Below are 25,038 nucleotides of genomic sequence, written 5' to 3'. Positions count from 1 at the left end.
CTTGCGATGCGAAAGTGATCACCAATGTTTGACAGCACGATGTCTCCGGCCCCCATGACCACGATCGAGGTCGGGGGACGGAGCTATGCGGTCTGCGTCCCGCACGCCGAGGCGGACTACATCCAGTCGAACCTGGTGAGGACCGGCCGCCCGTACGAGGAACTGATGCTCCAAGCGATGGTCGCCGCTCTCGAGCCCGGAGACCTCGTCGTCGATGTCGGGGCGAACATCGGCAACCACTCCTTGTACCTGGCGGTGGTCGGAGAGCTTCACGTCGTCGCTTACGAGCCGAACCCCGAGTTGGTCGCCGGAATCTCCGCCAGCGTGGAGGCGAACGGCCTCAGTGACCGTGTCGTCATTCGTGACGTCGGCGTCCACGCGAGCTCCGCACGCGGCACGATGGCCAATCTCGACGCGACGAATCTGGGAGCGCAGTCGGTGGCGGTCGCGGACGAGGAGGGCGACTTCGCTGTCGTCGCTCTCGACGACGAACATTTTCCGGCCCGCGTGGCGGCGCTCAAGATCGACGTCGAAGGGGCGGAGATCGACGTGCTCGAGGGGGCGACGGCACTCATCGAGAGGGACCGACCTCTCCTGTACGTCGAGTGCGGAACGCTGGCGGGATACCAGAAGGTCTCCTCATGGATGATTCGGATGGGCTACGCCCAGACGGGCACCTTCAACCTCACTCCGACCCATCTGTTCCGGCCCGCCTCGGGAACGCCGGAGGAGGCAGAGGTGGTCGCGGCCCTGGTGATGGCGACCGAGGAGATCTACCGTCTGAACTCCCTCAAGGCGGCCCTCCGGGCGCAGCTCGAGGAGCAGGGCGTCGGAAGCGGATCGGCGTGACCGACTGGCGCCAGCTGACCGAAGCAGGAGTCCGTCGGGCGAGGGACCTCCTGCGGGGCAGGCCGACGCTCAGCGTGGTCGTGCCGGTCTACAACGTCGCCGAGTACGTCGAGAAGAGCCTGCGCAGCGTCCTGGACCAGCCGCGCGACGAGATCTCGAGGCTCGAGGTGATCGTCGTCGACGACGGCTCGACCGACGGTTCGGCGCAGATCCTGCGGCGCATCGCCTCGGAGGAACCCGGCGTCACCGTCATCACCCAGGCGAACTCGGGGGTGTCGAGAGCCCGTCACACCGGGATCGACGCGGCGACCGGGGACCTGCTGACGTTCGTCGATCCCGACGACATCCTTCCCTCGGACGCATGGTCGGCGATGGTGCGGTCGCTGCGGCGTACGGGCTCGGACTTCGCGGTCGGCGCCGCGGAGCGGGTCAGTGTCGACGGCGGGGTGGAGCGGAGGTTCATGACGCCGCTGATGCGCCGCAACCATGCGGAGGAGCGGCTCAGGTGCCGGATCGAGGACGCGCCGCTGATGCTGGCCGACATCTTCGTGTGGAACAAGATCTTCCGGCGGTCGTTCTGGACGAAGAACGCGATCGTCTTCCCCGAGCGCACCCGCTACCAGGACCAGGTGGCGCTCACGCAGGTGTTCCTCGCCGCCGACTCCTTCGACGTCCTGACCGAGATCGTCTACGACTGGCAGGTTCGCGCCGACCGGTCCTCGGCGACGCAGAAGCGTGCGCAGACGGCCAACCTCGTCGAGCGGATCGACACCAAGCGCCAGACCGTCGAGATGGTCCGCGCGGCCGGTTCGGCGAAGCTGATGGAGACGCTGCTCGTCGAGATCCTGCCGATCGACATGTGGGAGCACTTCCGAGCGGCGGTTCACCCCGACACCGAGGATCCGCGGCGCTACTGGGAGCTTCTGCGCGCCGCCGTCCTGGAGTTCTGGTACGACGCCGGTGTCCCGTTCGAGGCCACGACGGTCCCGCCCGTTCAGCGGCTCATGGCCTGGCTGGTCGCCCAGGACCGGGCCGAGGACCTCGCCGCGCTGATCGTGATGATCGACAGATACGGCGCGGGCAAGGCGTTTCGCCAACATCCGTGGCGTGAGGATCCGGCGCTACCGCCGCAGCTGCGTGACATCGAGAAAGTCGATGGGAGTGCCCTGCTGACGCGGCAACCAATGCGTGGATAGGCTCGGCCCCGTGCGAGAACGTTTCCGGTTGTCCCCAGGCGGTCGTTACCCCCACGAGCCTTGGTTCCACATCGGTTCATTGGGGGTGACCACGACATGGCTCGTGGTCTTCGCGAGCATCGTCGGACTGGTGCTCTTCGCCATCCTCGGTGGCGGGGGCGTGCTCGGGCTGGCCCTGGTCCAGCCCAACATCGCCGAGCTCAAGCTGTGGACGCTGCTGACCTGGCCGTTCGCCTATCCGCAGTTCGGCATCTTCGACGTACTCGCGATCTTCTTCTTCTGGTACTTCGGCTCCGACCTCGAGCGCAACGAGCTCGGCCGGGTCCGGTTCGCCTGGCTGCTGGTGGCGTTCACCGCGGTGCTCTCGGTCCTGGCCGTCTTCTTCGGCGCCGTACTGGACCCCTCCTACGCCCTCTTCGGCCTAGGCATGCTCGAGATGATGGTGGTGCTGCTGTGGATCGCGCAGTGGCCCGACCGGATGTTCATGTTCAACATCCCGGCCTGGCTCTTCGGTGTGATCCTGGTCGGGATCCAGCTGATCCAGTACCTGGGCTACCGCAGCTTCGTGATGCTGCTCGTCTTCGTCGTCGGCATGGCCGTGAACGCATTCGTCGCGCGCCAGTTCGGACTGCTCGACAAGTTCGCCTGGATCCCGCGGGTGGCCGGTCCGGCCCAGCCGAGGGCGCCCAAGCCGGCCAAGGCGAAGAAGCGCAAGTCCGGCCCGACCGTGGTCACCGGCCCGTGGGAGTCCTCGACCGTCTCCAAGGACGACCAGCGGATGGACGAGCTCCTCGACAAGATCCACGCCCAGGGCGCCGACTCGCTGACCAGCAAGGAGAAGAAGGAGCTCATGCAGCTGCGTGAGCGCCGTCGCCGTGGGTGACCGGTGATCGGGGCGAAAGTTGAGTGCGAGGCACTCAGGTTTCGCCCCAAAATCGGCCTTTGCATGGTCAGAGGTCCCGGCTTTGGACGCGCGACGTTGACGCTTGTCGATAACGGTGTCACTCTTGTAGACGGCCCGGTATCGCGGGAACTTCTAGTGATTCCAACGAAGGAAACGTATTCATGGCGAAGGCGCTGATCGGTTACATGAGCAGCGACCTGCGGACTCCCGCCCACCTCACAGCCGAGAATGCTCGGCTGCGTGCACGTGTGCGTGAGCTCGAGGATCTCGTTCTCTCCCTCAAGACTGAGAACGACGCACTGGTCGCGGCCCACACCGCGGACCTGGACACCTCGATGCAGGAGATGCAGCCCGCCTGACCTGCGGGCACTCTGCAACACCACGGGCGAGAGCTATTTCCTGATCAAGACTGGTCTCGCTCAGGGGGAACCGACTCTGGTATCAGAGTCGGTTTCGACCTTTTGGAGGGGCGTACGCACTGGTCTCCGAGTGTTCATCTGAGGTTCGGCCGACGGGCGCTCGGGACAACCCGGCGTCGCTACGCTCGCGCGGTTCGCCACCACAGGGTGGCTGTCCGTCTCGTGATCCCCCCAGGAGCCCCCGTTGTCCTCGTTGCGCCATCACCCGGTCCTCCGCTCCGCAGCACGCCGCCTGCCGGACCCGCTCAAGCAGCAGATCAGGGCGGCCCTGGCCCGCCGCGAGCGGCGCGGGCGCAAGCCGGTCATCGGGCTGGCCGGGTTCTTCGGTGCCGGCAACTACGGCGACGAGCTGTTCCTGTCGGTCTATGAGCAGTACTTCGGCGAGGAGTTCGAGCTGCGGGTGCTCGCCGACAACATGACCAAGCCGTACTACGACCGGCCGCTGCCCGAGATCGTCGACGAGGTGGACGCCATCCTCATCGGCGGCGGGGACATCCTGCAGCCGTGGCAGGCGGACCCGCGCTACTTCAACCACAAGATGCTGGCCAAGCCCGTCTTCGTCGTCGGCATCGGAGTGCCGATCTACCGAAACACCGAGATCAAGCCCCACATCATCGAGAAGCACAAGAAGTTCCTCGAGCACCCGAACGTGAAGTTCATCGGCGTCCGCGACCAGCAGACCGCCGACTGGATCCTGGGCAACATCTCCGCCGACCTGGATATCAGGGTCGCCCCGGACATGGTCTGCTCGCTGGACCTTCCTGCGGCGACCAAGCCCGAAGGTGCGCCGATCCTGGGCGTGGTCACCCGCTACCGGCCCAACCTGGAGGAGCCCGACGACTACTCGCGCGTCGAGGAGATGGCAGGCAAGGCGATGGCGGACGGCTGGCGCGTACGCCACCTCATCCTCGGCACGATGGAGGTCGGCCGTCGCGACGTGGCCAACGCCGACGACCTCGACATCCCGGGCAAGGAGGTCGTCTACACCGAATCGCTCGATGACCTGACGCGCGCGATCGGGGAGTGCAGCGCGTTCGCGAGCATGAAGTTCCACGGGTCGGTGGTGGCCACGATGTACGGCGTGCCCTCGATCGTGATGATCGCGACCAACAAGAACCGCAACTTCATGAAGCGCATCGGCCTGGACGCCAACGTCTCCGCCTTCGACGCCGCCGACCTGGCCGAGAGGTTCACCGAGCGGGTCGTCCCGGATCCCGAGGCGGTCGCCGGGCTGCGTACGGCCGCGGACGCTCACCTGCGGGAGCTGCGGGCCGAGGTGAAGCAGACGCTGGGGCTCTGAGACTCTCCCTCGAGGTCCGCGGATCGCGACGCCCGGCGGGTTATCCTCGACCCGCTGGGGTTCCCCTGAGCAGCGACGATTAGATTTGCTGGCTCACCTCAGCCACGCTGATGTGTTGCGAACTGTGTACGACCACGTGGTCCTGAGCCGGGGGAGAAGTCGATGTACCTCAAGCGTCTGACGCTGAAGGGTTTCAAGTCGTTCGCCTCCGCCACGACCCTCGAGCTCGAACCCGGCATCACCTGCATCGTCGGGCCCAACGGCTCGGGCAAGTCCAACGTCGTCGACGCGCTCGCCTGGGTCATGGGCGAGCAGGGCGCCAAGAGCCTGCGCGGCGGCAAGATGGAGGACGTCATCTTCGCCGGTACGTCCGGCCGCGCCCCGCTGGGCCGGGCCGAGGTCTCGCTGACGATCGACAACACCGACGGCGCGCTGCCGATCGAGTACGCCGAGGTCACCATCTCGCGCACGATGTTCCGCAACGGCGGCTCGGAGTACGCCATCAACGGCAGCCCGTGCCGGCTCCTGGACGTCCAGGATCTCCTGTCGGACTCCGGCATCGGCCGCGAGATGCACGTCATCGTCGGCCAGGGCCAGCTCGACACGATCCTGCGCGCCACCCCCGAGGACCGGCGCGGCTTCATCGAGGAGGCAGCCGGGGTCCTGAAGCACCGCAAGCGCAAGGAGAAGGCGCTGCGAAAGCTCGACTCGACGCAGGTCAACCTGGACCGGCTCCAGGACCTGCTCGTCGAGATCCGCCGCCAGCTCAAGCCGCTCGGCCGCCAGGCGGAGGTCGCCCGGCAGGCGCAGACGGTGCAGATGGACGTACGCGACGCCAAGTCCCGCATCTACGCCGACGATCTGGTCACCGCGAAGACCGAGCTCGACAAGGAGCTCGCCGACGAGGGCGCGCTGCTGGCCCGCCGCGCCGAGGTCGAGGAGACCATCGCCGAGGGGCGCGAGCAGGAGGCGGTGCTCGAGGCCGCGCTGCGCGAGGATCTGCCGGCGCTGGCGGCCGCGCAGGAGACCTGGTTCGCGCTGAACTCCCTGCGCGAGCGGCTGCGCGGCACCCAGTCGCTCGCCTCCGAGCGGGTGCGCAACGCAGCCGGCTCGGAGGATCTGGAGGTGCGCCAGGGGCGCGACCCCGAAGAGCTCGAGGCGCAGGCCGAGATCGCGCGCGAGCAGGAGGAGGCCGCCGACGCCGAGGTCGAGGAGCTGCGCTACTCCCTCGAGGAGGCGGTCGAGGCCCGCAAGTCTGCTGAAGATGCTGCCGCCGAGGAGGAGCGCCGGGTCAAGGGCCTCGAGCGTGCCGCCGCCGACCGCCGCGAGGGGCTGGCCCGGCTGACCGGCCAGGTCAACGCGCTCAAGTCGCGCGCCGCTGCCGCCGACGACGAGGTCGGACGACTCACGGCCGCCCGTGAGGAGGCGCTGGCGCGCGCGGAGCGGGCCCAGCGGGACTTCACCGCCCTGGAGACCAAGGTCGCCGGGCTGGACGCGGGGGAGGAGGGCCTCGACGCCGAGCACGAGGCCGCCGCCGCGGCGCTGGAGGACATCGAGGAGCGGCTCGCGAAGCTGCAGGCCGAGGCGCAGCAGGCCGACCGTGACCGCTCGACGTTGGCCGCCCGCAAGGACGCGCTGGAGATGGGTCTGAACCGGAAGGACGGCGCCGGCGCACTGCTCGGTTCCTCGCTTCCGGGGGTGTTGGGTTCGGTCGCGTCGCTGTTGGCGGTGCGCTCCGGCTACGAGGCCGCCGTGGCCGCCGCTCTCGGGACCGCATCGGACGCGGTCGTCGTCTCCTCCTCCGAGGAGGCCATCGGGGCGATCGAGCATCTCAAGGCCGAGGACCTCGGCCGTGCCGGACTGCTCCTGGGCGGCTCGCCCGAGGAGACCGGCGGCTGGCCTGCGTTGCCTGCGGGTGCTGCGTACGCGCTGGACGTGGTGGAGTGCCAGTCGGTGCTGCGGCCCGCGGTGGCGCGGCTGCTCGACAAGGTCGCGGTGGTCGATGACCTCACCGCCGCCCAGGCGCTGGTGGCCACGGAGCCCCAGATCACCGCGGTGACCCGCGAGGGTGACCTGATCGGCGCCCACTTCGCCGCCGGCGGCTCCTCCAGCGTGCCCAGCCTGATCGAGGTGCAGGCCGCGGTCGACGAGGCCACCGCCCAGCTCGCCGAGGCCCACGCCGTCTCCGAGCGAGCCACCTTCGAGACCTCCCGCCTGGAGGCCGAGCGGCTGGCCGCTCAGAAGCGGGTCGACGTCGCGCTGGCCAAGCTGCACGAGTCCGACGCCACCCTCGCCGCCGTCGCCGAGGAGCTCGGCCAGTTCGGCGCCCAGTCCCGCGCCGCGCGCGGTGAGGCCGAGCGGCTGCTGGCCGCCGTCGAGCAGGCCCAGGAGGCCCGCGAGAACGCCGTCGCCGGGCTCGCCGAGCTCGAGGAGCGCCTCGCCATGGCCGAGGAGGAGCCCGAGGACGAGCCGGACCTGAGCGCCCGCGACGGCCTGGCCGAGGCGGCCCGTAACGCGCGCCAGCGCGAGATGGACGCGCGGTTGGCGCTGCGTACGTCCGAGGAGCGCGCCCGCGCGCTGGCCGGCCGTGCCGAGGGGCTGCTCCGCGCGGCCCGGCAGGAGCGGGAGCAGCGCGCCAAGGCGGCCGCCCGTCGTGAGCAGATGCGCCGCGAAGGAGAGGCCGCGCGAGCGGTCGGGACCGCGGTGGCGTACGCCCTGGACCGGCTGGAGGTCTCGGTGCAGCAGGCCGCCAAGGCGCGCACCGAGATCGAGGAGTCCCGCGCCGGGCGGGAGCAGGCGCTGCGCGAGTGCCGCTCGCTGCTGCGCAACCTCGGCAAGGAGCTCGAGGAGCTGGTCAACTCCGTCCACCGTGACGAGATGGCCCGCGCCCAGCAGCGGATGCGGATCGAGCAGCTCGAGGAGCGGATCCTCGAGGAGCTCGGCCTCGACGCCGAGGCGATCGTGAAGGACTACGGCCCCGACCAGCTGGTCCCGCAGCACCCCGACGAGGACGGCAACGAGGTCGCGCCGATTCCCTACGTCCGCGCCGAGCAGGCCAAGCGGCTCAAGATCGCCGAGAAGAACCTGCGCGCTCTGGGCAAGGTCAACCCGCTCGCGCTGGAGGAGTTCGCCGCGATGGAGGAGCGCCACAAGTTCCTCACCGAGCAGCTCGAGGACCTCAAGCAGACCCGCAAGGACCTCCTCGACATCGTCAAGGAGGTCGACAACCGCGTCGAGCAGGTCTTCACCGAGGCCTGGGAGGACGTACGCGTCGCCTTCGACCACGTCTTCGCGCGGCTCTTCCCGGGTGGTGAGGGTCGCCTGGTCCTCACCGACCCGGAGAACATGCTCACCACCGGCATCGAGGTCGAGGCCCGGCCGCCGGGCAAGAAGGTCAAGCGGCTCTCGCTGCTCTCCGGTGGCGAGCGGTCGCTGGTCGCGGTCGCCTTCCTGGTCTCGCTGTTCAAGGCCCGGCCCAGCCCGTTCTACATCCTCGACGAGGTCGAGGCCGCGCTCGACGACACCAACCTCGGCCGGCTCCTGGAGATCTACGAGGAGCTGCGCGAGAACTCCCAGCTGATGGTGATCACCCACCAGAAGCGCACCATGGAGGTCGGCGACGCCCTCTACGGCGTCACCATGCGCGGCGACGGTGTCACCACCGTCATCTCGCAGCGGCTGCGTGACGCGCAGCCGGCCTGAGTGTTGTTTCCGCTGGTTGAGCCGCGAGCGGCGGCGAGTAGCGACAGTGAGACCGTCCTCAACATCGAGGAAGCACGGCCACGCTGGGTTCAAACGGCTGGACAGCTCGCTTCCATGAGCGTATGAACCCGGGACGCCTCGGCGTACGCGCGCTGACCTCAGGCTCACTCGCCGGCTCAGGGGTTCTTGCCTACGTGGCAGCGTGGCAACGCTGGTCTGAGGTGTGCCCGCGTGGCGGCTTCGACGAACCCGCCTGCCTCCAGCGGCAGGACCACCTCTACGACTACCAGTGGCCAGCCAGCCCGTGGCAGCCGATCGGGCATGCGGCCGAGATCTACGGGCTGTCGGTCCTGCTGCTGGCCGTCGCCGCGTTCACGCTGCCGTTTCTGCTGATGCCCGTCTTTCGTCGCCACACGCTGTGGCCGCTCGCCGTCATTCCGGCTGTTGTGCTCGTCGGCATCGGCGTGCTGGTCCTAGCCTCAGGGATCGCGGGCAGGCCGGTCGCCGTTCCAGGCTTCGACCTGACGGCACTCATTGTCGTCGGGGTGCTGTGGCCCACCGTGCTGATCATCTCTGCCGTGATCGCAGCGAGTGGGTATGGCCCGGATGGATGGCCAGAGGCCGCCGAAGACCGGCCGTCCACCGCCCGGTCCGTGAGCACGGTGGTCACGGTGCTCCTGATCGCCGCGACGACTGTGCTGCCGACATACTTCGTCGTCGGCCCAATCGCCGCGGCGTACGTCTCGCACGACACTGCCCCGTGGTCTGAGGCTCCGGCTGGTGTGCTTCTCGTCCTCGCCGCCATAGTCATGTGGCCGGCGACGACCCGCATCACCGACCGGAAGCCGACCAGTGATCTTCAGCCCGAACCGACGTGAGTGTCTTGAGTCCGTAGAGCATGGACAATGCTGCGGGCTCGCGCGCTATGCGACGCCCTGATGTGGGTTCGATGAACCGTCGATGAACCCGTGATGAAGGCATGCGGGGAAGCCGTTCGAGTGGTCAAAGTGGGCCCATTTGCCTGCCTAGAATCCTGCGGTCACCGGCCGGACCGGGACACCGGCGAGACATCGTCTCGACGCTCGGGGGATCGTCACGGTTAAGAACTTCAAGGACCCCCACATGCCCTCGACCCTGCTCTCGTTCCCCTACTACCGGAGCAATCCGTACCTCACGATGCTCACGGTGGCACCACGGGCGGCGGGCTGGGACGTCGTCGAGGGAGTGCAGGGTCTGCACCGGCTCGAGGCACGGGCAGCACACCTCGGCCGCGGCGACGTGCTCCACGTCCACTGGACCTCACCGGTGACCAGCGGCTGTGAGAGCGTCGAGGAGGCCTGGTCCAACGCGGCCCGGTTCGAGGACGTCCTGAGCGGCCTCCGCGACCGGGGTGCCGATGTGCTCTGGACCGTGCACAACTCGATCGCCCACGAGGCCGACCACGTCGACGTCGAGCTCGCCGTCGCGAAGGCGCTGGCGAGCTACGCGACCCGGATCATCCAGCTCAACCCGGCCACGATCGAGGAGACCGCGGCCTACTACTCGCTCCCGCCCGACAAGGTCGTCGACCTGCCGCACTCCTCCTATCTCGGCGTCTATCCCGACGGCGGCGACGACGCCGCCTCGCGCGAGCGCATCGGGGTTCCGCAGGGTGTGCCGACGGTTGGCTTCATCGGTCAGATCCGGGCCTACAAGGGCCTCGACGTGCTGTGCCGGGCGGTCGAGATCGCCGCCGAGCAGGTGCCCGACCTGACCTTCGTCGTGGCCGGCAAGGTGGTGCCCGCCTCCGACCTGGAGACGGTCGAGGAGATGCTCTCGGCACCCAACATCGTCAAGCGGCTCGGGTTCGTCGAGACCGCGGACTTCTCCGACTGGCTGCGGGCCAGCGACGTGGTCGCGCTGCCCTACCGGCGGATCCTCAACTCGGGCTCGCTGCTGGCCGCCTGCACCTTCGGCCGCACCGCTCTGATCCCGGAGGACACCCCGGTCGCGCGGCAGTTCGCCGACCAGCCGTGGGTGGTGACGTACGCGCCGGAGCCGGACGAGCCGGTGGCGCTGGCCGCGGCGATCCTGGAGGCCCTCGACGGGCAGGAGTCGCGGCATCGGGCCGCGCACGAGTTCACCCGTGCGTACACGCCCTACGACATGTCGCGCGACTACCTGCGGCTGCTCGACGAGCTGGCCGGCGATCTGGAGGGTGCAGCCCGATGACCACACCTGAGCTCTCTGTCGTCGTCCCGACGCACAACGTCGGCCTGTGGGTCGGGGAGCTGCTCTCCTCGATCCTCGAGGACCAGTCCTCGGCCGCCGACCCGGTGCACCTCGAGGTGATCCTCGTCGACGACGCCTCCACCGACGACACGTTCGAGATCGCCGAGACGTACGCAGCCCGCGACCCGCGCCTGAAGGTGGTCCGTTCGCCCGGAAAGGGCGGGGGGCAGGCACGCAACCACGGCGTCTCGCTGGCGCGCGGCCGCTTCCTCGCCTTCGCGGACGGCGACGACCTGGTCCCGGCCGGGGCGTACGCCGCGATGCTGCGCAAGACGCGGGAGACCGGCTCGGACATGGTGGTCGGCCGGTTCTTCAAGCTGTTCAGCGACCGGGTCTGGTGGCCGGTGCGGGCGTGGCCGGCCTTCGACGAGGAGCGCACCCTGGTGAGGCTCGCCGAGGCGCCGTCCGCCCTGCGCAACCGGGCCTGCTGGAACCGGGTCTTCCGGCGCGACTTCTGGGATTCGGCCGGGATCGAGTTCCCCGACGCCTCGCGCTCCAACGACATCGAGCCGATGGTGCACGCGCTGACCACGGCCCGCTTCGACATCGTGACCGGGACGGTCTACGTCTACCGCGACCGGCCCGGGCCGGGGTCGATGACGGCGAAGTCCCACTCGCCGGCGGGGATCATCAGCTACCTCGAGCAGGAGCTGCGCTGTGCCCGCCGGATCATCGAGCTCGGCGACCCGGAGGTGCGCGCCGAGTACGCCTCGCTGATCTTCGACGCCGACGGCTGGATGGCGATCGTCCGGGCGCTGCGCGGGATGGCCGTGATCGACCCGGTGGCGCTCGAGCCGGCGCGGGTCCTGATCGCCGAGCTGATCGCCCTCTTCGACGACGCCGGCATCGAGGATCTGATCGATGACCTGGAGCGCGACAAGCGATGGGGCTGGCGGCTGGTCTCCTCGGGCCAGTGGGCGACCGCGGCGCGGCTGATCGGAGACGACGTCCGCTGGGGTGACCGGCCGGTCGCCGACCTGCTGGAGACGCTGCAGCTCGTCGCCGACAGCGGCGTGGTGCCGCTGCGTACGCTCCAGCGGCCGCTGGTCAACGCCGTCGCGACGATCTCGCTGGACGACGAGACGCTGGTCGGGGACGACCTCGCCGACCTGGTGCTCAAGCACCGTGACCTGTTCACCGCGGTCGCCGAGGCGGTGGCCGCCGGCGAGGCGGGAGAGGAGCCGGGCTGGCGGCTCGGCCGGATCATGGCCGCCCTCGACGAAGGTCCCGAGCTGCTGCGCCAGGTGGTCTCCGGTGCCACCGATCCGGTGACCGCGACCTCGCTCTCGCTCGTCGACGGCCGTGCCCACCTCCACCTGGCTCACACGATGGTCGAGCCCGTTAGGCTCCGCGTCGTGTTTCTCCACGACCGCCGGCGCCGGACGCTGGACTACGACGCCACCGAGCTCGCCTCCGGCAGCCTCGAGGTCACGCTGCCCACCGCCGCGCTCTCGGGCGGTCGCTGGCGGGTGCGGTTCGAGGGCCGCGACGCGCTGGGCGAGTTCGACGGGCCGGTGATCATCCACGAGGACGCCATCGGCGAGCGGATCGGCGAAGGAGCGCAGATCGTCGAGCTCGACGGTCGCCCGCGTCACGGGATCGAGATCCCGCTGAGCTTCGGCGAGCGCGGCGTCCGCAAGGCCCGCCGGGTGGCGGGCCGGATCGTCCGCCGGGTGCGCCCGTGACCGCTGTCGTCGTCGCGCCCGCCACGGACGGGCAGCCCGGGCAGGCCGGGCAGCCGGTGCGGGACAAGCGGCTGGAGATCCAGGCTCTGCGTACGGCCGCGGTGCTGGGAGTTGTGCTCTTCCACCTCTGGCCGGGGGCGATCCGGGGCGGCTACGCCGGCGTCGACGTCTTCTTCGTGATCTCGGGCTTCCTGATCACCTCCCACCTGGTGCGCGAGGCCGCCAAGCCCGGTGGGGTGCGGCTGGGCGCGTTCTGGGCCCGCCGGATCCGGCGGCTGCTCCCCGCGGCGCTGCTGGTGCTGATGTGCGGCATCGGGGCGACGTACGTCCTGGTGCCGGAGGCCCTGTGGCAGCAGTTCCTGCGGGAGGCAGTCGCGGCCGCGTTCTATGTGGAGAACTGGCAGCTGTCCTGGGCGGCGGTCGACTATCTCGCCGCCGAGGACCCGCCATCGCCGGCGCAGCACTACTGGTCCCTCTCGGTCGAGGAGCAGTTCTACTTCATCTGGCCGCTGCTGATCGTCGCGGTTGCGCTCCTGACCCGGCGACGGCCCACAGTGCGGCTGACGGCGATCCGGGCGGTCTTCCTCGCCGTCTTCGTGGTCAGCTTCGTGGCCTCGGTCTACGTCACCGCGACGAAAGGCGCCGACTCCTACTTCGTCACCTACGCGCGCGCCTGGGAGTTCGCGGTCGGCGGTCTCATCGCGGTGCTGCCGCTCTCCCTCAAGCGCGTGCCAGGGCGCTGGGCGCCGTACGCAGCGATGGCCGGCTGGCTCGGGGTGCTCGGCGCGCTGCTGCTCTTCAACGACTCGCTGCCGTTCCCGGGCTGGGTGGCGCTGCTGCCGGTCGTCGGCACCGCGCTGGTCATCTGGGCGGGCGCGCCCCGCGGCCTCGGGCTTCGGGTCGTCGGCCATCCGGTCGTCCAGTGGATCGGGACGGTCTCCTACTCGCTCTATCTGTGGCACTGGCCGCTCGTGGTCGTGCTCCCCGAGACCGGCCCCGTGCTCGGCACCTGGCTCCGCGAGCCGCTGATCCTCCTGGTCACCATCGGCCTCGCGGCCCTGACCTACCGGTACGTGGAGACGCCGTTCCGCACCGGACCGATCCTGGGGACCACCCCGCGGGCCTTCCTCTTCGGGGTGCTCGGAGCGGCCCTGGTCGTCGCCGCCGCGGTCCCCGGGATCCTGCACGGACGCAACCTGGTCGAGGAGAGTCGCGGCCAGGCTGAGGCGCTCGCATCGGGAGACACCGAGTGCTTCGGCGCCGCCGCCCTGATGGAGGGGTGCCGGAACCCGGAGCTCGACGGCGTACTTCTCCCTGCGCCGATCGCCCGCAAGGATGACACCGGCCGGGCCTACCGGTGCTATCTCCCCGAGATGGAGACGTATGCCGCCGACGCCCGCCCCAAGGTCTGCCACCTCGGCTCCGACGACCCGGATGCACTCCGGGTCGCGCTGGTCGGGGACTCCCACGGCGCTTCGCTGATCCCCGGCCTGACCCGGGTCGCCGAGAGCTCAGGATGGTCGGTCGACACGTTGGTCGCCAACGGCGGAGGGCTGCTCCCCGCCACCGCGGGTGACCCGCGCCGCGCCTACCGCGAGGCGCTGATCGAGCAGCTCGACCAGGAGGCGTACGACGTCGTGCTGGTCACCCAACGCCGCAACCCGAACCTCGCGGCCGGCGAGCCGGACCCGGCCGCCGACCAGCTCGCCCAGGCCTGGAAGCCGATCCTCGAGCGGGGCACGAAGATCGTCGCGCTCGCCGACAACCCGTACCTCACCCCCGGGGCGGCGACCTGCCTCGACGAGATCGAGACGCTCGCGGACGCCGGCGCGTGCGAGATGACCCGCCAGGAGGCGTACGCCACCTCTGACCCGCTCGCCGAGGCGGTCCGCCTGGCGGGGCCGGGCGCTTCCCTGATAGACCTCTCTGCGGCCTACTGCGACGAGGACCGGTGTCCCCTGGTGGTCGGGCACGTGCAGGCCTATCGCGACCGGAGCCACATCACCGCGACCTTCTCGATGACGCTGGCGCCCTATCTGGTCCGTGCGGTCGAGGACGAGCTCTAGGATCTAAGATCGGCCGCGATGAGCACTCCTGACCGCAAGGCCCCGACCCGCGCCGACTACGTGCACTGGCGCACGATCACGACCCGCTGGCGCGACGACGACGCCTACGGTCACCTCAACAACGCGACCTACTACGAGTACTTCGACACCGCGGTCAACGCCTACCTGTTCGAGACGACCGGTGTGAACGTGCGGAAGCTGCCGAAGATCGGGATCGTCGCGGAGACCTCGTGCCGCTACCTGCGCGAGATCGGGTTCCCCGAGCCGGTCGAGGCCGGGCTGGTCGTCGACAAGGTCGGGAGCTCGTCGGTCATCTACCGGATCGGCCTCTTCCAGGGGCCGGGCGAGGAGGCCGCGGCCGAGGGCCGGTTCGTGCACGTCTACGTCGACAACACCGACCCGTCACGTCCGGTGACGCCGATGCCCGACGAGATCCGGGAGGCGGTCATGCCGCTGTGGCGGCAGAATTGACCTTGACAGTTCGGTGAACGTGCGTGGCGCCGTTCACCGCGACTCGGCACTGTGACAGTCTGACCCACTGCCGAAGCACGATCTAGAGCGTCTTGGGGGACCTTTAGTGGACGAAGAGTTGAAGCGCATCGCACGTGGCGGCCTGCGCAGAGGGCGAGACCTGGCCCGCAAGGTCTACAACGACTCGCCTCTCTACAGCCGGGCCGACGACGTGCGCCTGCTCGTCGACTGTCCGTTGTTCGACCACGAGTGGTACGCCGAGCAGGTCGGTCAGCGGCTCGACCGCAAACGGGCCGCCCGCCACTACCTCGAGCAGGACCGCAGCAAGCAGCTGGCCCAGCCCAGCCCGCTCTTCGACCCGGAGTTCTTCGTCGCCCGGTTGACCCCGCGGCTGCGCAAGCAGATGGGCGACCAGGACCCGTTCCTCTACTGGCTGCGCGCCGAGCTGTGGCTGCAGCCGACCCACCCGCTCTTCGACACCGACGGCTACACCGAGCGGCGCAAGACCGAGAGCTTCTACGGCGGCGCGATCGGGCACTACGTCGACCGTGGCGCCCGCAACGGCCGGCGTGCCAACGACTGGCTCGTCCAGGTCGACGGCCGGTTCCCCGACCTGCGTGACTGGATCCGGGACCGACGCGCGGAATGGCAGGCCCGGCAGGGCGTCCCGCGGACGTGGCGGGCGTCGATCGAGCCGGTCCGTGCGGTTCCGGCCGGTCGTGAACCCGTCGGCACCGTCAGCGTCATCGTCGATCTCGGTGCCTCCGACGAGCTCGCCCGGGTGACGCTGGACAGCGTCGCCGCGCAGCACGGTGTGGGCACCGAGGTCATCGTCATCGACCGTGGCCTGACGCCGTCGGTCACCGAGTCGGTCGACGGTGTCGTCCCGGGCGCCCGCATCGTGCCTGGCGACCCGGACCGCGGCGAGCCCGGCGTCGCTGCCGCGTTCGCGCAGGTGAGCAGCGACTTCGTCGCGTACGTCGCCGGGGGAGAGGTCTGGAAGCCCGGTCGTCTCGCGCGGCTGGTCTCGGTGGCCGAGGCGGCCGGGAGGCCGCTGGTCGCCGACGTGCTGGAGCGGCCGTGGTTGCCGGAGCAGCGGTTCGCCGTCGACGTACCTCCTGCTTCGCCGGGGCCCGATGTCCCGGGTCCGCTGATGCGGGCGCTGCTCTCACGACTGCTGATCGCCACGCCGCTGCTGCGAGAGGTCGGCGGGCCGCGCGACGACATCGGCGTCGGCTGGGCCTACGACCTCGCGCTGCGGCTGACCTCGAAGGCGGAGGTCCAGGTCGTGCCCGAGGTCGGCGTCGAGCGACGGCAGGGCATCAACCCGCGCCGTCCCCGTCAGGACCGGCTCCCGCTCGACCCCTTCGACCTGGAGTCGTGGGAGGACGTCGTACGCAACCGCACCTTCGTCGACTGGGACACGCTCGCCGCGCGCACCCCTGACCCGGACGTGGTCTCGGTGGTCATCCCGACCTACGACGACTCGCTGCTGACCGTGGGTGCCGTCGAGGCCGTGATGGAGCACGGTGCGGGGGAGAAGCGGCTCGAGATCGTGGTCTGGGACAACGGCTCCTCGGCCGGCGTCTCGGCTGTGCTCGACTCGCTGCCGCTGCGGTTCCCCGAGGTGAAGGTGGTGCACAGCACGGTCAACCACAACTTCGCGCTCGGCAACAACCTCGCCATCGCGTACGTCACCGGGGAGACCGTCGTCTTCCTCAACAACGACACCACCGCGCTGGCCGGCTGGCTCTCGCCTCTGGTCGATGCTCTCGAGGATCCCGAGGTGCTCGCGGTGCAGCCGCTGCTGCTCTACCCGAGCGGGTCGGTGCAGTCGGCCGGGGTCGTCTTCCCGCCCTACGGCGGGCTGCCCTACAACATGCTCGCCGAGTACCCGCCCGAGGACGCCGCCGGCCTCGAGGGCCACCGGTTCTCGGCGCTGACCGGCGCGGCGCTGGTGCTGCGCTACCGCGACGTCGTCGCGCTGCAGGGATTCGACCCGATCTTCACCAACGGCATGGAGGACGTCGACCTGTGCCACCGGCTCGCGGAGCTGCGACCCGGGTCGTTCCGGGTGGTGACCTCCTCCGAGGTCGTCCACCACGAGTCGAAGTCGAAGGGCCGCTTCGCCCGCGCCCCACGCAACCGGCTGATCTACCTCGACCGCTGGGTCGGTCGCAACGAGCCCCGCGACGACGAGGCCGCGTGGGCGGCCTGCGGCTATCAGGTCGTCGGCCGGGCGATGGCCGGCGAACCGACCGGTCACGCCAAGACGTACGCCGCCACCCGCCCGGTCCTCGCTCCGCTGCCCCGGGTTTCGGTGGTGGAGGGCGTCCCGCAGCTGCGCTGGTCGATCAAGATCTCCGCGCCCGGGGCGCCGGAGGGGGAGCGGTGGGGCGACACCCACTTCGCCCGCGCGCTGGCGCGTTCGCTGCGCAAGCTCGGTCAGTCGGCGGTCGTCGACCACCACTACGAGTGGGAGCGGCCGAGCTCGCTCGACGACGACGTCGTGGTCACTCTGCGCGGGCTCTCGCGCTACTTCCCCGCGCCCGACGGCCGGATCAACATCGGCTGGGTGATCTCCCATCCCGACGCGGTCACCCGCGCCGAGGCGGCGGGCTTCGACCGGCTGCTGGCGGCCGGGCCGCGGTGGGCCGAGCAGATGTCGGCACGCTGGGGGATCCGCGTCGACCCGCTCCTGCAGGCCACCGACCCCGAGCTGTTCAACCCGGACCGGGCCCTGCCCGACTCCGGTCACGCGGTGCTCTTCGTCGGCACCTCGCGTGACGTCGAGCGCCCGATCATCCACGACGCCGTCGCCGCCGGGCTGCCGCTGTCGGTCTACGGCCACGGCTGGGAGCCCTACATCCCGCGCCACTACGTCAAGGCCCAGCACATGTCCAACACCCGGCTCGGCGCCGAATACCGGGCCGCCGGGGTCGTGCTCAACGACCACTGGGCCGACATGCGCGACTACGGCTTCATCTCCAACCGGCTCTTCGACGCCGTCGCCTCAGGTGCCCGGGTCATCTCCGACGACGTCGTCGGCCTCCGCGACGTCTTCGGCGACACCGTGCAGGTCTACGAGACCTCCGAGGACCTGGTGAAGTGGTCCTCGATGCCCGATCCTTCGGTCGTCTTCGGCACCGACGAGCACATTCGCGCCGAGGCCGCCCGCATCCACCGCGACCACGGCTTCGACGCACGTGCCCGCTCCCTCCTCGACATCGCGCTCGAGGAGCGGGCCAAGCGGGACCACGCCTAGCCGAGACGTCGGCCCCGTCGGCCGAGACGTCGCCGGGGTCGGCCGAGGCGTCACCCTCACGGTGCCAGAACCTGTCAGAGTGTCCGCATGACGAAGCTCTCGACGATCCAGCTGCGCGAACGGGACGCGCTGGCCGGCGACCTGAGGTCGCTCGCGCCCGACCAGTGGCGATCCGCGACGCTGTGCGGCGAGTGGGACGTCGAGGAGGTCGTGGCGCACCTCGGCGCGGCCTCGCGGCTCTCCTTCCCGGGCTGGCTGCGCAGCATGATCGGGGCACGGTTCGATCCGGACGTACACAACCGCCGGCGGCTCGAGGAGTTCCGCGGGTCCACGCCCGAGGAGACGCTGGCACGGTTCGCCGTGATCGGACCGATCAGGCTGCCGCGTACGGAGAGCGTCGGCGGGCTGGGCGAGATGATCGTCCACAGCGAGGACATCCGGCGGCCGCTCGGGATCAAGCACGACCCCGATCCCGAAGGTCTCTCGGCGGTCGCGAGGTTCTTCGCGACCAAGGACTTCGCGGTCAACAGCAAGTCCCTGGTCGCGGGGCTTCGACTCCGCGCGGTCGACACGGAGTTGGTGGCAGGCGACGGCCCTGAGGTCAGCGGCCGCCTGCTCGACCTGGTCATGGCGATGGCCGGCCGCCGCGAGGCGGTGGCGGACCTGGCCGGGGACGGTGTCGCTGAGCTTCTCGGCCGGTTGGGCTGAAGCCGTCCGGGTAGTCCAGGGAGTTTCGGTCGCTCTACCGGCCAGTAACGGACGGAAACTCCCTGGACTACCCGGTGGTTCCGCGCCCCCGTAAGGTGTCTGGTGCGATGAAGGCGGTACGGCAGGGACGAGACGGGTCAGGCAGCGACCGGAGCAGGCTCGAGCGGTTGATGCAGGAGTCCGTACGGATCTCCCCGGCGCCCGGAAGCCATTCGCCCGCCTGGCGGGCGAGCGTCACCCTGCTCATCGGGCTCGTGGCGCTGGCCGTGACCGGACACATCGAGCTGGCCGCGTACGCCTGTTTCGGCACCTTCGCCTCGGTCTACGGCGGCCGGCAGCCGCTGCGAGGGCGGTGGCGGACCCAGACCGCGGCCGGGGCGCTGATGTGCCTCGCCGTCCTGTGCGGTGCGCTCGTCGCGACCTCCTCGCATCGTGCCTGGCTCGTCATCCCCGTCGCCGCGGTGTGGGCCGCGGCCGGCTCGATGCTGTCGGACCGGTTCGTGCTGCGACCGCCCGGGCCGATGTTCCCGGTCTTCGCGGTGGCGACGTGTGCGGCGCTTCCGGTGACGGCGTCCGGGGTCGCGGTGGCGGTCGGGGTGGCCGCGGCCGCGGCCCTGATCGCGGTGGTTCTCGGCCTGCTGGAGGAGCGGTTGGCCGGCAGCGGCGCTGCGGTCGAGGTGAGTCGTGGCGAGGTCCGGATGGACCACGCCACGGCGGTCGTCGTCGCGGTCGTGCTCGCCGGCACCGTCTCGACCGCGCTCGGGCTCAGCCACACCTACTGGGCCATGGTGGCCGCGGCGGTGCCGTTCGGCGTCACCGGACTGATGGCCCAGACGACCCGCGGACTGCAGCGGGTGGTCGGCACCGTGGTCGGGCTGGTCCTGGCGGCCGTGCTGCTCTCGGTCTCCCTGCCGGCCCTCGTCGTCGCGGCGGTCGTCGCCGCTCTGCAGGCGGTCACAGAGTTGCTCGTCGGGCGCCACTACGGCCTCGCCCTCGTCGTCATCACTCCGCTCTCGCTGCTGATGGTGCAGCTCGGCCACCCACAGCCCGTCGACGAGTTGCTGTGGTCACGTTTCGCCGAGACGCTTCTCGGTGTCGTCGTGGGTCTCGCGGCAGCGTTCGCTCTGCGCGAGGTTCGGCGTCGCTGATGTAGGGGATTTCGCGCCGAGTCGGCGCAACCGCGCGCCTCGCTCGCTTCGCTTCGCTCCAAGGCGCGCAGTTGCGCCGACTCGGCTACATCTTCTCGAAGACCGCCTGGTCGAGCACTCGCCGCTCGTCGTCGGCGAGGACGAGGAGGTCCTCGCGGGCGAGGCCGGTGCCTTCGCCGGAGGGGGAGAGGTTGATGAAGAACTCGTGCTTGACCGTGTCGTGGAACGAGGTCTCCCGCATCGAGATGAAGTCGAGGTCGGCGAGGTCCTGGAGCAGCAGGCGGAGGTGGTGGGGGGTGCAGACCCAGTTGTGGGTGTCGATGTAGCGCTCCCCGCGCCGGGCCTCCTCGCCGCTGGCCTTCACCACGTCCAGGCCGTTGGCGAAGGTGTAGTCGCCCTTGTGGCGCGGTCCCCAGGCGGTGATGCCGCCGTGCTTGGCCGCGTTGAGCCGCTCCTCGATGACCGCACCCATGGTGTGCACCGACGACGGGTAGAGCGAGGCGTCGATCACCCGCGACAGCGAGGCGCGCTCGCGGAACCGGTCGAAGCAGTAGCGGTGGTCGGGGATCACCAGCGCCAGCACGCCGTCAGGACGCAGCAGCTTCTCGCACTCGTTGATGAAGTCGATCATCGACGTCGTGTGCTCGATGACATGGGAGGCGACGACGAGGTCGAAGCGCTCCGGAATCACCTCTGACCAGGGAGTTCCCGGCCGGAAGACGTAGTCGACCTCCTCGATGTCATCGGGGTTGTACTGCGAGAAACCCGAGTACCGCTTCACCAGGCCCTCGCGGTCGAGATAGTCGACGATGCGTACGTCGTAGCCGTCCCGCTTGGGCAGGATCGCGTTGTGCGCGGGGCCGATCTCCAGGATCAGGGCGTCGGGCTTGACCCCGGCGAGCACCTGCTCGCGGCGCAGCTCCAGCCGGTCCATGCCCGGGATCGCCGGCACCGCGGTGGTGCGGTTGCGGTCCCCCTGCAACCCCTCCACCTTCGTACGCAGCCTCTGGTTGCGCTGCTTGAGCTCGTCGATCCGGTCGTGCAGGCGCGCGGCCTCGGCGTCGGCGGCACGGACGGTCTGCAGACCCGCGGCAGCGAGGCCGCGGCGTACGGCGCCCCTGAAGGTGGGCAAGACAGGTCCTCCTGGAAAGAGTTCAGCTATTGCGGGGTGGGATGTAGGGCTCGGCGGCCAGGGCGGCGCGGCCGCGCTCGGCACCGAGCGCGTGCTCGTCGTCGGGCACGGGCTTGTCGTTCTCGGGGTCGAGCACGTCTCGGAGCAGATCGGGGATGAGGGAGCGGCTGAGGACGATGTGCAGGTGGTTGGTGAGCCAGTCGTCGAACGAGTAGTCGCCCGAGAAGGCGCCGGCGGCGAGCTCGGCGCGGGTGGGCGTGCGCGCGAGATAGGCGTCCTGCAGCGTCCCGGCGAGGTAGCGCTGATAGTCACGCATCCCGTGGTGGCGCGGGCTGGGCCGGAGGTCGGGGCTCGCCTCGTAGCCCTTGCCGGCGTTGATCACCTTGCGCTCCAGTTGGGACCAGGAGCGCCAGGGGAGGTGGAGCACCTCCATGGCGACCTCGTCGGCCGGCTGGCCGTTGCTCCTCAGCGAGACGAAGTGGTTGCCCTGGACGACCTTGATGTCGGACTCACCGCGGTGGATCGCGTTGGGCGTCGGGTGGGCGTGCAGCCCGACTGCCTCGAGACGCTCGTCGGCGCGGCGGTCGCGCCACTGGAGCCGGTTGATGCCGCCGCCTTTCAAGGCGGGCGGGCCGACGAGGTTCTCCACCTCGACGGTGAACGCGTTCAGCGACAGCGGAGTGGCCTCGAGCGCCTGGCGTACGGTCAGGCCCTTGTCCTTGGGCACCAGGAACTCGTCGGCGTCGAGGTTGAGCACCCAGTCGGCACGGAAGTGCGTGCGCGCCCGCCGGGCCATCGCGGTGACGACCTTGCCCTGCTGCTTCTCGTGGACGGGGTCGTGGTGGAGCTCGACCCGTCCCGTCGCGGCGTAGCGCTCGAGTACCTCGGTGGTGCCGTCGACCGATGCGTTGTCCGTGACGATCAACGTGTCGACACCCTGGTCCAGGTGGTGCTCGATCATCGCGGCGACGATGTCGACCTCGTCCCGGACCATCATTGTCCCGATGATCCTCATGCCGTGAAACACTACCGGCCCGGTGGACGTTGTCGAGATCCCGCGCCGTACGCCGGGACGCGGCCGGGCGCCCGCGCAGGCGCCCGCGCGCGTGGCGTTGTGGGCTCCGGCTGCCGGGTGTGCAAGGGTGGACGCCGTCCGTGCGCAATTCAGAAGGGGGCTGGCCGAGCCAGTGCTGACCATCCTTGTCATCTTCGTGGCGATGCTTCTCATCGTCGCGCTGGCCGGACTCGTGATCGTCTACACGGTCTTCCCCCACCGTGGACAGAAGATGCCGTACGCCACCAAGCTCGGTGAGGCGATGGAGCGGGCCGTCGACACGGCCCCCACGCTCAGCCCGGCCACGCGCCTGCAGACCCGCCGTGAGGACCATCTCGCCGAGCTGTTCGGTGAGCGTAAGCCAGGAACTACGGAAAACAACGCGTGATTTGATTGGATGAGGCCATGGAAATGGTCACCCTCATCGTCATCATCGCGGTCGCCGCTGTCGCGATCATCGGCGGCGGCATCCTCGGTCTGGTCGCCAGCACCCGGCGCCGCAAGGACCGTTCGCTGTCGCCCGAGGCGGGGACCGACGTCATCACCCGCCCGGCCGAGCCCACGGTCGAGCCCACGGTCGAGGAGCCGGAGGCAGAGCCCGCGACGGCGGGGCCCGCCGCGCCGGTCCTCGAGAAGCCGGAGAGCACCGCCTCGCGCCTGGTGCGGCTGCGCCAGCGTCTGGCCGGCTCCAACGCCTTGGGCCGAGGCCTGCTCAACCTGCTCTCCACCGACCAGCTCGACGAGGACACCTGGGAGTCCATCGAGGACCTGCTGCTCACCGCCGACATCGGCGTCGCACCGACCCAGGAGCTGGTCGAGGGCCTGCGCACCCGGCTGCGGGTCGAGGGCGGCAAGGCCGACCCGAAGGCGGCGCTGCGTGACGAGCTGATCAAGCTCGTCGACCCGAGCATGGACCGCCGGCTCCAGGTCAGCGGCGCCGACGGCGCTCCTGGTGTGGTCCTGATGGTCGGGGTCAACGGCACCGGCAAGACCACCACGACCGGCAAGCTCGCCCGCATCCTGGTCTCCGAGGACCGCAAGGTCGTCCTCGGTGCCGCCGACACCTTCCGTGCCGCGGCCGCCGAGCAGCTGACCACCTGGGGTGAGCGCGTCGGCGTCGAGGTCGTCCGCGGTCCGGAGGGCACCGACCCGGCCAGCGTCGCCTTCGACTCGGTCAAGGAGGGCCTCGACACCGGCGTCGACACCGTCATCGTCGACACCGCCGGCCGACTGCAGAACAAGGCCGGCCTGATGGACGAGCTCGGGAAGGTCAAGCGCGTCATCGAGAAGCAGACCCCGGTCACCGAGGTCCTGCTCGTCCTCGACGCCACCACCGGCCAGAACGGCCTCATCCAGGCCCGCGTCTTCAGCGAGGCGGTCGCCGTCACCGGCATCGTCCTGACCAAGCTCGACGGCTCCGCCAAGGGCGGCATCGTCGTCGCCGTCCAGCGTGAGCTCGGCGTACCGGTCAAGCTCGTCGGCCTCGGCGAGGGCCCCGATGACCTGACTCCGTTCACCCCCGAAGCCTTCGTCGACGCGCTTCTGGGCTGACACCGGGTCCGGCATGGCAGGATCGCCGGTATGCGTCATTCACTCGCCGGCAGGGCCGAGACCTCCATGCAGGCCCGGCTGCTCGCTCAGCTCCGTGACGAGGGCCCACTGTCGCGAGTGCAGCTCGCCGACCGGCTGAACGTCTCCCGCACCACGATCGCGGCCGAGGTCGGCCGGCTCACCGAGCTGGGCATGGCTCACGAGGTGGGGCCGGCGGCCTCACGCGGCGGTCGCCGCTCGACCCTGGTCGACCTCGCGCCGGACATCCGGTTCGTCGGCATCTCCATCGGCGCGACCAGCATGTCGGTCGGCCTCACCGACGGACGGCTCTCGGTGCTCGGCACCCGCACCCGGACGTGCGACATCCGCAGCGGCCCCGAGAAGGTCCTGGCGACCGCGCTCGACGAGGTCCGCGCGCTCCTGGACGAGCACGGCGTGACCGAGCCGATGGGTGCCGGTGTCGGCGTGCCCGGACCGGTCGACTTCCATCGTGGTGTCTCCGTGTCTCCGCCGATCATGCCCGGCTGGGACGGTTACCCCGTGCGGGACGCGGTCGCCCGGGAGCTGGGCTGTCCGGTCGTGCTCGACAACGACGTCAACGTGCTCGCGGCGGGGGAGCAGCACGCCGGTGTCGCCCGGACCGCCCGTGACTTCCTCTACGTCAAGATCGGCACCGGGATCGGCTGTGGGATCGTCGTCGACGGGGAGCTCTACCGCGGCGTCGACGGCTGTGCCGGCGACATCGGCCACATCCGGGTCGAGGACTTCGGCCCCACCTGCGCCTGCGGCAACACGGGCTGCCTGGAGGCGTTCTCCGGAGGCGCGGCGCTCGCGCGCGAGGCGCTCGCCGCGGCCCGTTCCGGACGCTCCCCGGTGCTGGCCGAGCTGCTCGCGGAGAAGGGTGAGCTGAGCGCCGAGGACATCGCCATCGCGGTGGCACGCGGCGACGCCCAGGCGGTTCAGCTCATCCGGGAGAGCGGTCACCGCATCGGTCAGGTGCTCGCCAGCCTGGTCTCGTTCTTCAACCCCGGCCTCATCGTCATCGGCGGCCGGGTCAGCAAGCTCGGCCACGGCCTGCTCGCCGAGATCCGCAGCGTGACCTACCGTCGCTCGCTGCCGCTGGCGACCGGCAACCTCCCGATCGTGCTCAGCGAGCTGGGAGACGAGGGCGGCGTCATCGGTGCCGCCCATCTGATCAGCGCCTCGGTGTACGCGCCCAGCAGCGGAGAGGCGTAAACCCGACCCCAGACCGCTCCACGGCCCCTTTTTCGTCCCATCTTTCGAAATCTTCTTGCGAAAGAACGCAACTCGCTTGAC

19 protein-coding genes are annotated in these 25,038 nt (G+C 70.1%); 17 read left to right on the top strand and 2 right to left on the bottom strand.

All coding sequences use genetic code 11. The annotated features are described in order from the left end of the window. Positions 1–54: 54 nt before the first annotated feature. From OG984_RS11685 to OG984_RS11620, 14 genes are all read left to right on the top strand, one after another. Positions 55–849: an FkbM family methyltransferase gene (locus tag OG984_RS11685; RefSeq protein WP_328531745.1), complete on the top strand. Its 795-nt coding sequence runs from the start codon at positions 55–57 to the stop codon at positions 847–849. Then, complete coding sequence (locus OG984_RS11680) at positions 846–2,045, top strand: glycosyltransferase family 2 protein (protein ID WP_328531744.1); 1,200 nt, start codon at positions 846–848, stop codon at positions 2,043–2,045. The genes OG984_RS11685 and OG984_RS11680 overlap by 4 nt, the downstream gene beginning before the upstream one ends. 85 nt (positions 2,046–2,130) lie before the next feature. Further along, positions 2,131–2,928, top strand: a complete 798-nt coding sequence (locus OG984_RS11675; protein WP_328531743.1) for a DUF6576 domain-containing protein — start codon at positions 2,131–2,133, stop codon at positions 2,926–2,928. A gap of 182 nt (positions 2,929–3,110) precedes the next feature. Beyond that, positions 3,111–3,308: a hypothetical protein gene (locus tag OG984_RS11670; protein ID WP_045548398.1), complete on the top strand. Its 198-nt coding sequence runs from the start codon at positions 3,111–3,113 to the stop codon at positions 3,306–3,308. A 244-nt stretch (positions 3,309–3,552) separates the two neighbouring features. Beyond that, positions 3,553–4,668 (top strand): polysaccharide pyruvyl transferase family protein, encoded by a 1,116-nt coding sequence (locus tag OG984_RS11665; protein WP_328531742.1) that lies wholly within the window; start codon positions 3,553–3,555, stop codon positions 4,666–4,668. 162 nt (positions 4,669–4,830) lie between these two features. Further along, entirely contained in the window at positions 4,831–8,370 is a 3,540-nt protein-coding gene (gene smc / locus OG984_RS11660; protein ID WP_328531741.1) for a chromosome segregation protein SMC, read from the top strand. Between the two features lie 122 nt (positions 8,371–8,492). Then, positions 8,493–9,248, top strand: a complete 756-nt coding sequence (locus OG984_RS11655; RefSeq protein ID WP_328531740.1) for a hypothetical protein — start codon at positions 8,493–8,495, stop codon at positions 9,246–9,248. 244 nt (positions 9,249–9,492) lie between these two features. Further along, positions 9,493–10,581: a glycosyltransferase gene (locus OG984_RS11650; RefSeq protein WP_328531739.1), complete on the top strand. Its 1,089-nt coding sequence runs from the start codon at positions 9,493–9,495 to the stop codon at positions 10,579–10,581. Further along, positions 10,578–12,326, top strand: a complete 1,749-nt coding sequence (locus OG984_RS11645; protein ID WP_328531738.1) for a glycosyltransferase family 2 protein — start codon at positions 10,578–10,580, stop codon at positions 12,324–12,326. Before OG984_RS11650 ends, OG984_RS11645 begins: the two co-directional genes overlap by 4 nt. Then, the gene (locus OG984_RS11640) at positions 12,323–14,392 is read left to right on the top strand and encodes an acyltransferase family protein (RefSeq protein WP_328531737.1); all 2,070 of its coding nucleotides are present in this window, start codon (positions 12,323–12,325) and stop codon (positions 14,390–14,392) included. The genes OG984_RS11645 and OG984_RS11640 overlap by 4 nt, the downstream gene beginning before the upstream one ends. Positions 14,393–14,410: 18 nt before the next feature. Continuing rightward, complete coding sequence (locus OG984_RS11635; RefSeq protein WP_008358262.1) at positions 14,411–14,863, top strand: acyl-CoA thioesterase; 453 nt, start codon at positions 14,411–14,413, stop codon at positions 14,861–14,863. A gap of 118 nt (positions 14,864–14,981) precedes the next feature. After that, positions 14,982–18,128, top strand: a complete 3,147-nt coding sequence (locus OG984_RS11630; RefSeq protein WP_328531736.1) for a glycosyltransferase — start codon at positions 14,982–14,984, stop codon at positions 18,126–18,128. A gap of 87 nt (positions 18,129–18,215) precedes the next feature. Then, a complete protein-coding gene (locus OG984_RS11625) occupies positions 18,216–18,836 on the top strand; it encodes a maleylpyruvate isomerase family mycothiol-dependent enzyme (protein ID WP_328531735.1) in 621 nt (206 codons plus the stop codon). Between the two features lie 107 nt (positions 18,837–18,943). Further along, positions 18,944–19,984 carry an FUSC family protein gene (locus tag OG984_RS11620; protein WP_328531734.1) on the top strand — a complete coding sequence of 347 codons (1,041 nt, stop codon included), beginning with the start codon at positions 18,944–18,946 and terminating at the stop codon, positions 19,982–19,984. Positions 19,985–20,069: 85 nt separating this feature from the next. On the opposite strand, the gene OG984_RS11615 is transcribed toward OG984_RS11620, so the two are convergent. Next, positions 20,070–21,116 carry a methyltransferase domain-containing protein gene (locus OG984_RS11615; RefSeq protein ID WP_328531733.1) on the bottom strand — a complete coding sequence of 349 codons (1,047 nt, stop codon included), beginning with the start codon at positions 21,114–21,116 and terminating at the stop codon, positions 20,070–20,072. Between the two features lie 22 nt (positions 21,117–21,138). Continuing rightward, positions 21,139–22,131, bottom strand: coding sequence for a glycosyltransferase family 2 protein (locus OG984_RS11610; RefSeq protein WP_328531732.1), 993 nt, complete (start codon positions 22,129–22,131; stop codon positions 21,139–21,141). A gap of 172 nt (positions 22,132–22,303) precedes the next feature. Between OG984_RS11610 and OG984_RS11605 the strand changes: the two genes are divergently transcribed. Genes OG984_RS11605 through OG984_RS11595 form a run of 3 tightly spaced genes read left to right on the top strand, consistent with a single transcriptional unit; the run spans position 22,304 to position 24,957 of the window. Continuing rightward, positions 22,304–22,558 carry a hypothetical protein gene (locus OG984_RS11605; RefSeq protein ID WP_328531731.1) on the top strand — a complete coding sequence of 85 codons (255 nt, stop codon included), beginning with the start codon at positions 22,304–22,306 and terminating at the stop codon, positions 22,556–22,558. A 17-nt stretch (positions 22,559–22,575) separates the two neighbouring features. Next, positions 22,576–23,721 carry a signal recognition particle-docking protein FtsY gene (ftsY, locus tag OG984_RS11600; protein ID WP_442940980.1) on the top strand — a complete coding sequence of 382 codons (1,146 nt, stop codon included), beginning with the start codon at positions 22,576–22,578 and terminating at the stop codon, positions 23,719–23,721. Positions 23,722–23,751: 30 nt separating this feature from the next. Next, positions 23,752–24,957 (top strand): ROK family transcriptional regulator, encoded by a 1,206-nt coding sequence (locus OG984_RS11595; protein WP_328531730.1) that lies wholly within the window; start codon positions 23,752–23,754, stop codon positions 24,955–24,957. Positions 24,958–25,038 lie beyond the last annotated feature (81 nt).

Source organism: Nocardioides sp. NBC_00368 (assembly GCF_036090055.1).
GTDB lineage: Bacteria > Actinomycetota > Actinomycetes > Propionibacteriales > Nocardioidaceae > Nocardioides.
The sequence above is the reverse complement of the archived record's forward strand: the minus strand, read 5'-3'. Positions and strand labels throughout refer to the sequence as shown.

Bases quoted from the DNA above. Each gene is read 5' to 3' on its own strand.
- OG984_RS11650 (WP_328531739.1), top strand. From the start codon at position 9,493: ATGCCCTCGACCCTGCTCTCGTTCCCCTACTACCGGAGCAATCCGTAC.
- OG984_RS11610 (WP_328531732.1), bottom strand. From the start codon at position 22,131: ATGAGGATCATCGGGACAATGATGGTCCGGGACGAGGTCGACATCGTC.
- OG984_RS11595 (WP_328531730.1), top strand. From the start codon at position 23,752: ATGCGTCATTCACTCGCCGGCAGGGCCGAGACCTCCATGCAGGCCCGG.
- OG984_RS11670 (WP_045548398.1), top strand. From the start codon at position 3,111: ATGGCGAAGGCGCTGATCGGTTACATGAGCAGCGACCTGCGGACTCCC.
- OG984_RS11625 (WP_328531735.1), top strand. From the start codon at position 18,216: ATGACGAAGCTCTCGACGATCCAGCTGCGCGAACGGGACGCGCTGGCC.
- OG984_RS11655 (WP_328531740.1), top strand. From the start codon at position 8,493: ATGAACCCGGGACGCCTCGGCGTACGCGCGCTGACCTCAGGCTCACTC.
- ftsY (WP_442940980.1), top strand. From the start codon at position 22,576: ATGGAAATGGTCACCCTCATCGTCATCATCGCGGTCGCCGCTGTCGCG.
- smc (WP_328531741.1), top strand. From the start codon at position 4,831: ATGTACCTCAAGCGTCTGACGCTGAAGGGTTTCAAGTCGTTCGCCTCC.
- OG984_RS11635 (WP_008358262.1), top strand. From the start codon at position 14,411: ATGAGCACTCCTGACCGCAAGGCCCCGACCCGCGCCGACTACGTGCAC.
- OG984_RS11645 (WP_328531738.1), top strand. From the start codon at position 10,578: ATGACCACACCTGAGCTCTCTGTCGTCGTCCCGACGCACAACGTCGGC.
- OG984_RS11685 (WP_328531745.1), top strand. From the start codon at position 55: ATGACCACGATCGAGGTCGGGGGACGGAGCTATGCGGTCTGCGTCCCG.
- OG984_RS11620 (WP_328531734.1), top strand. From the start codon at position 18,944: ATGAAGGCGGTACGGCAGGGACGAGACGGGTCAGGCAGCGACCGGAGC.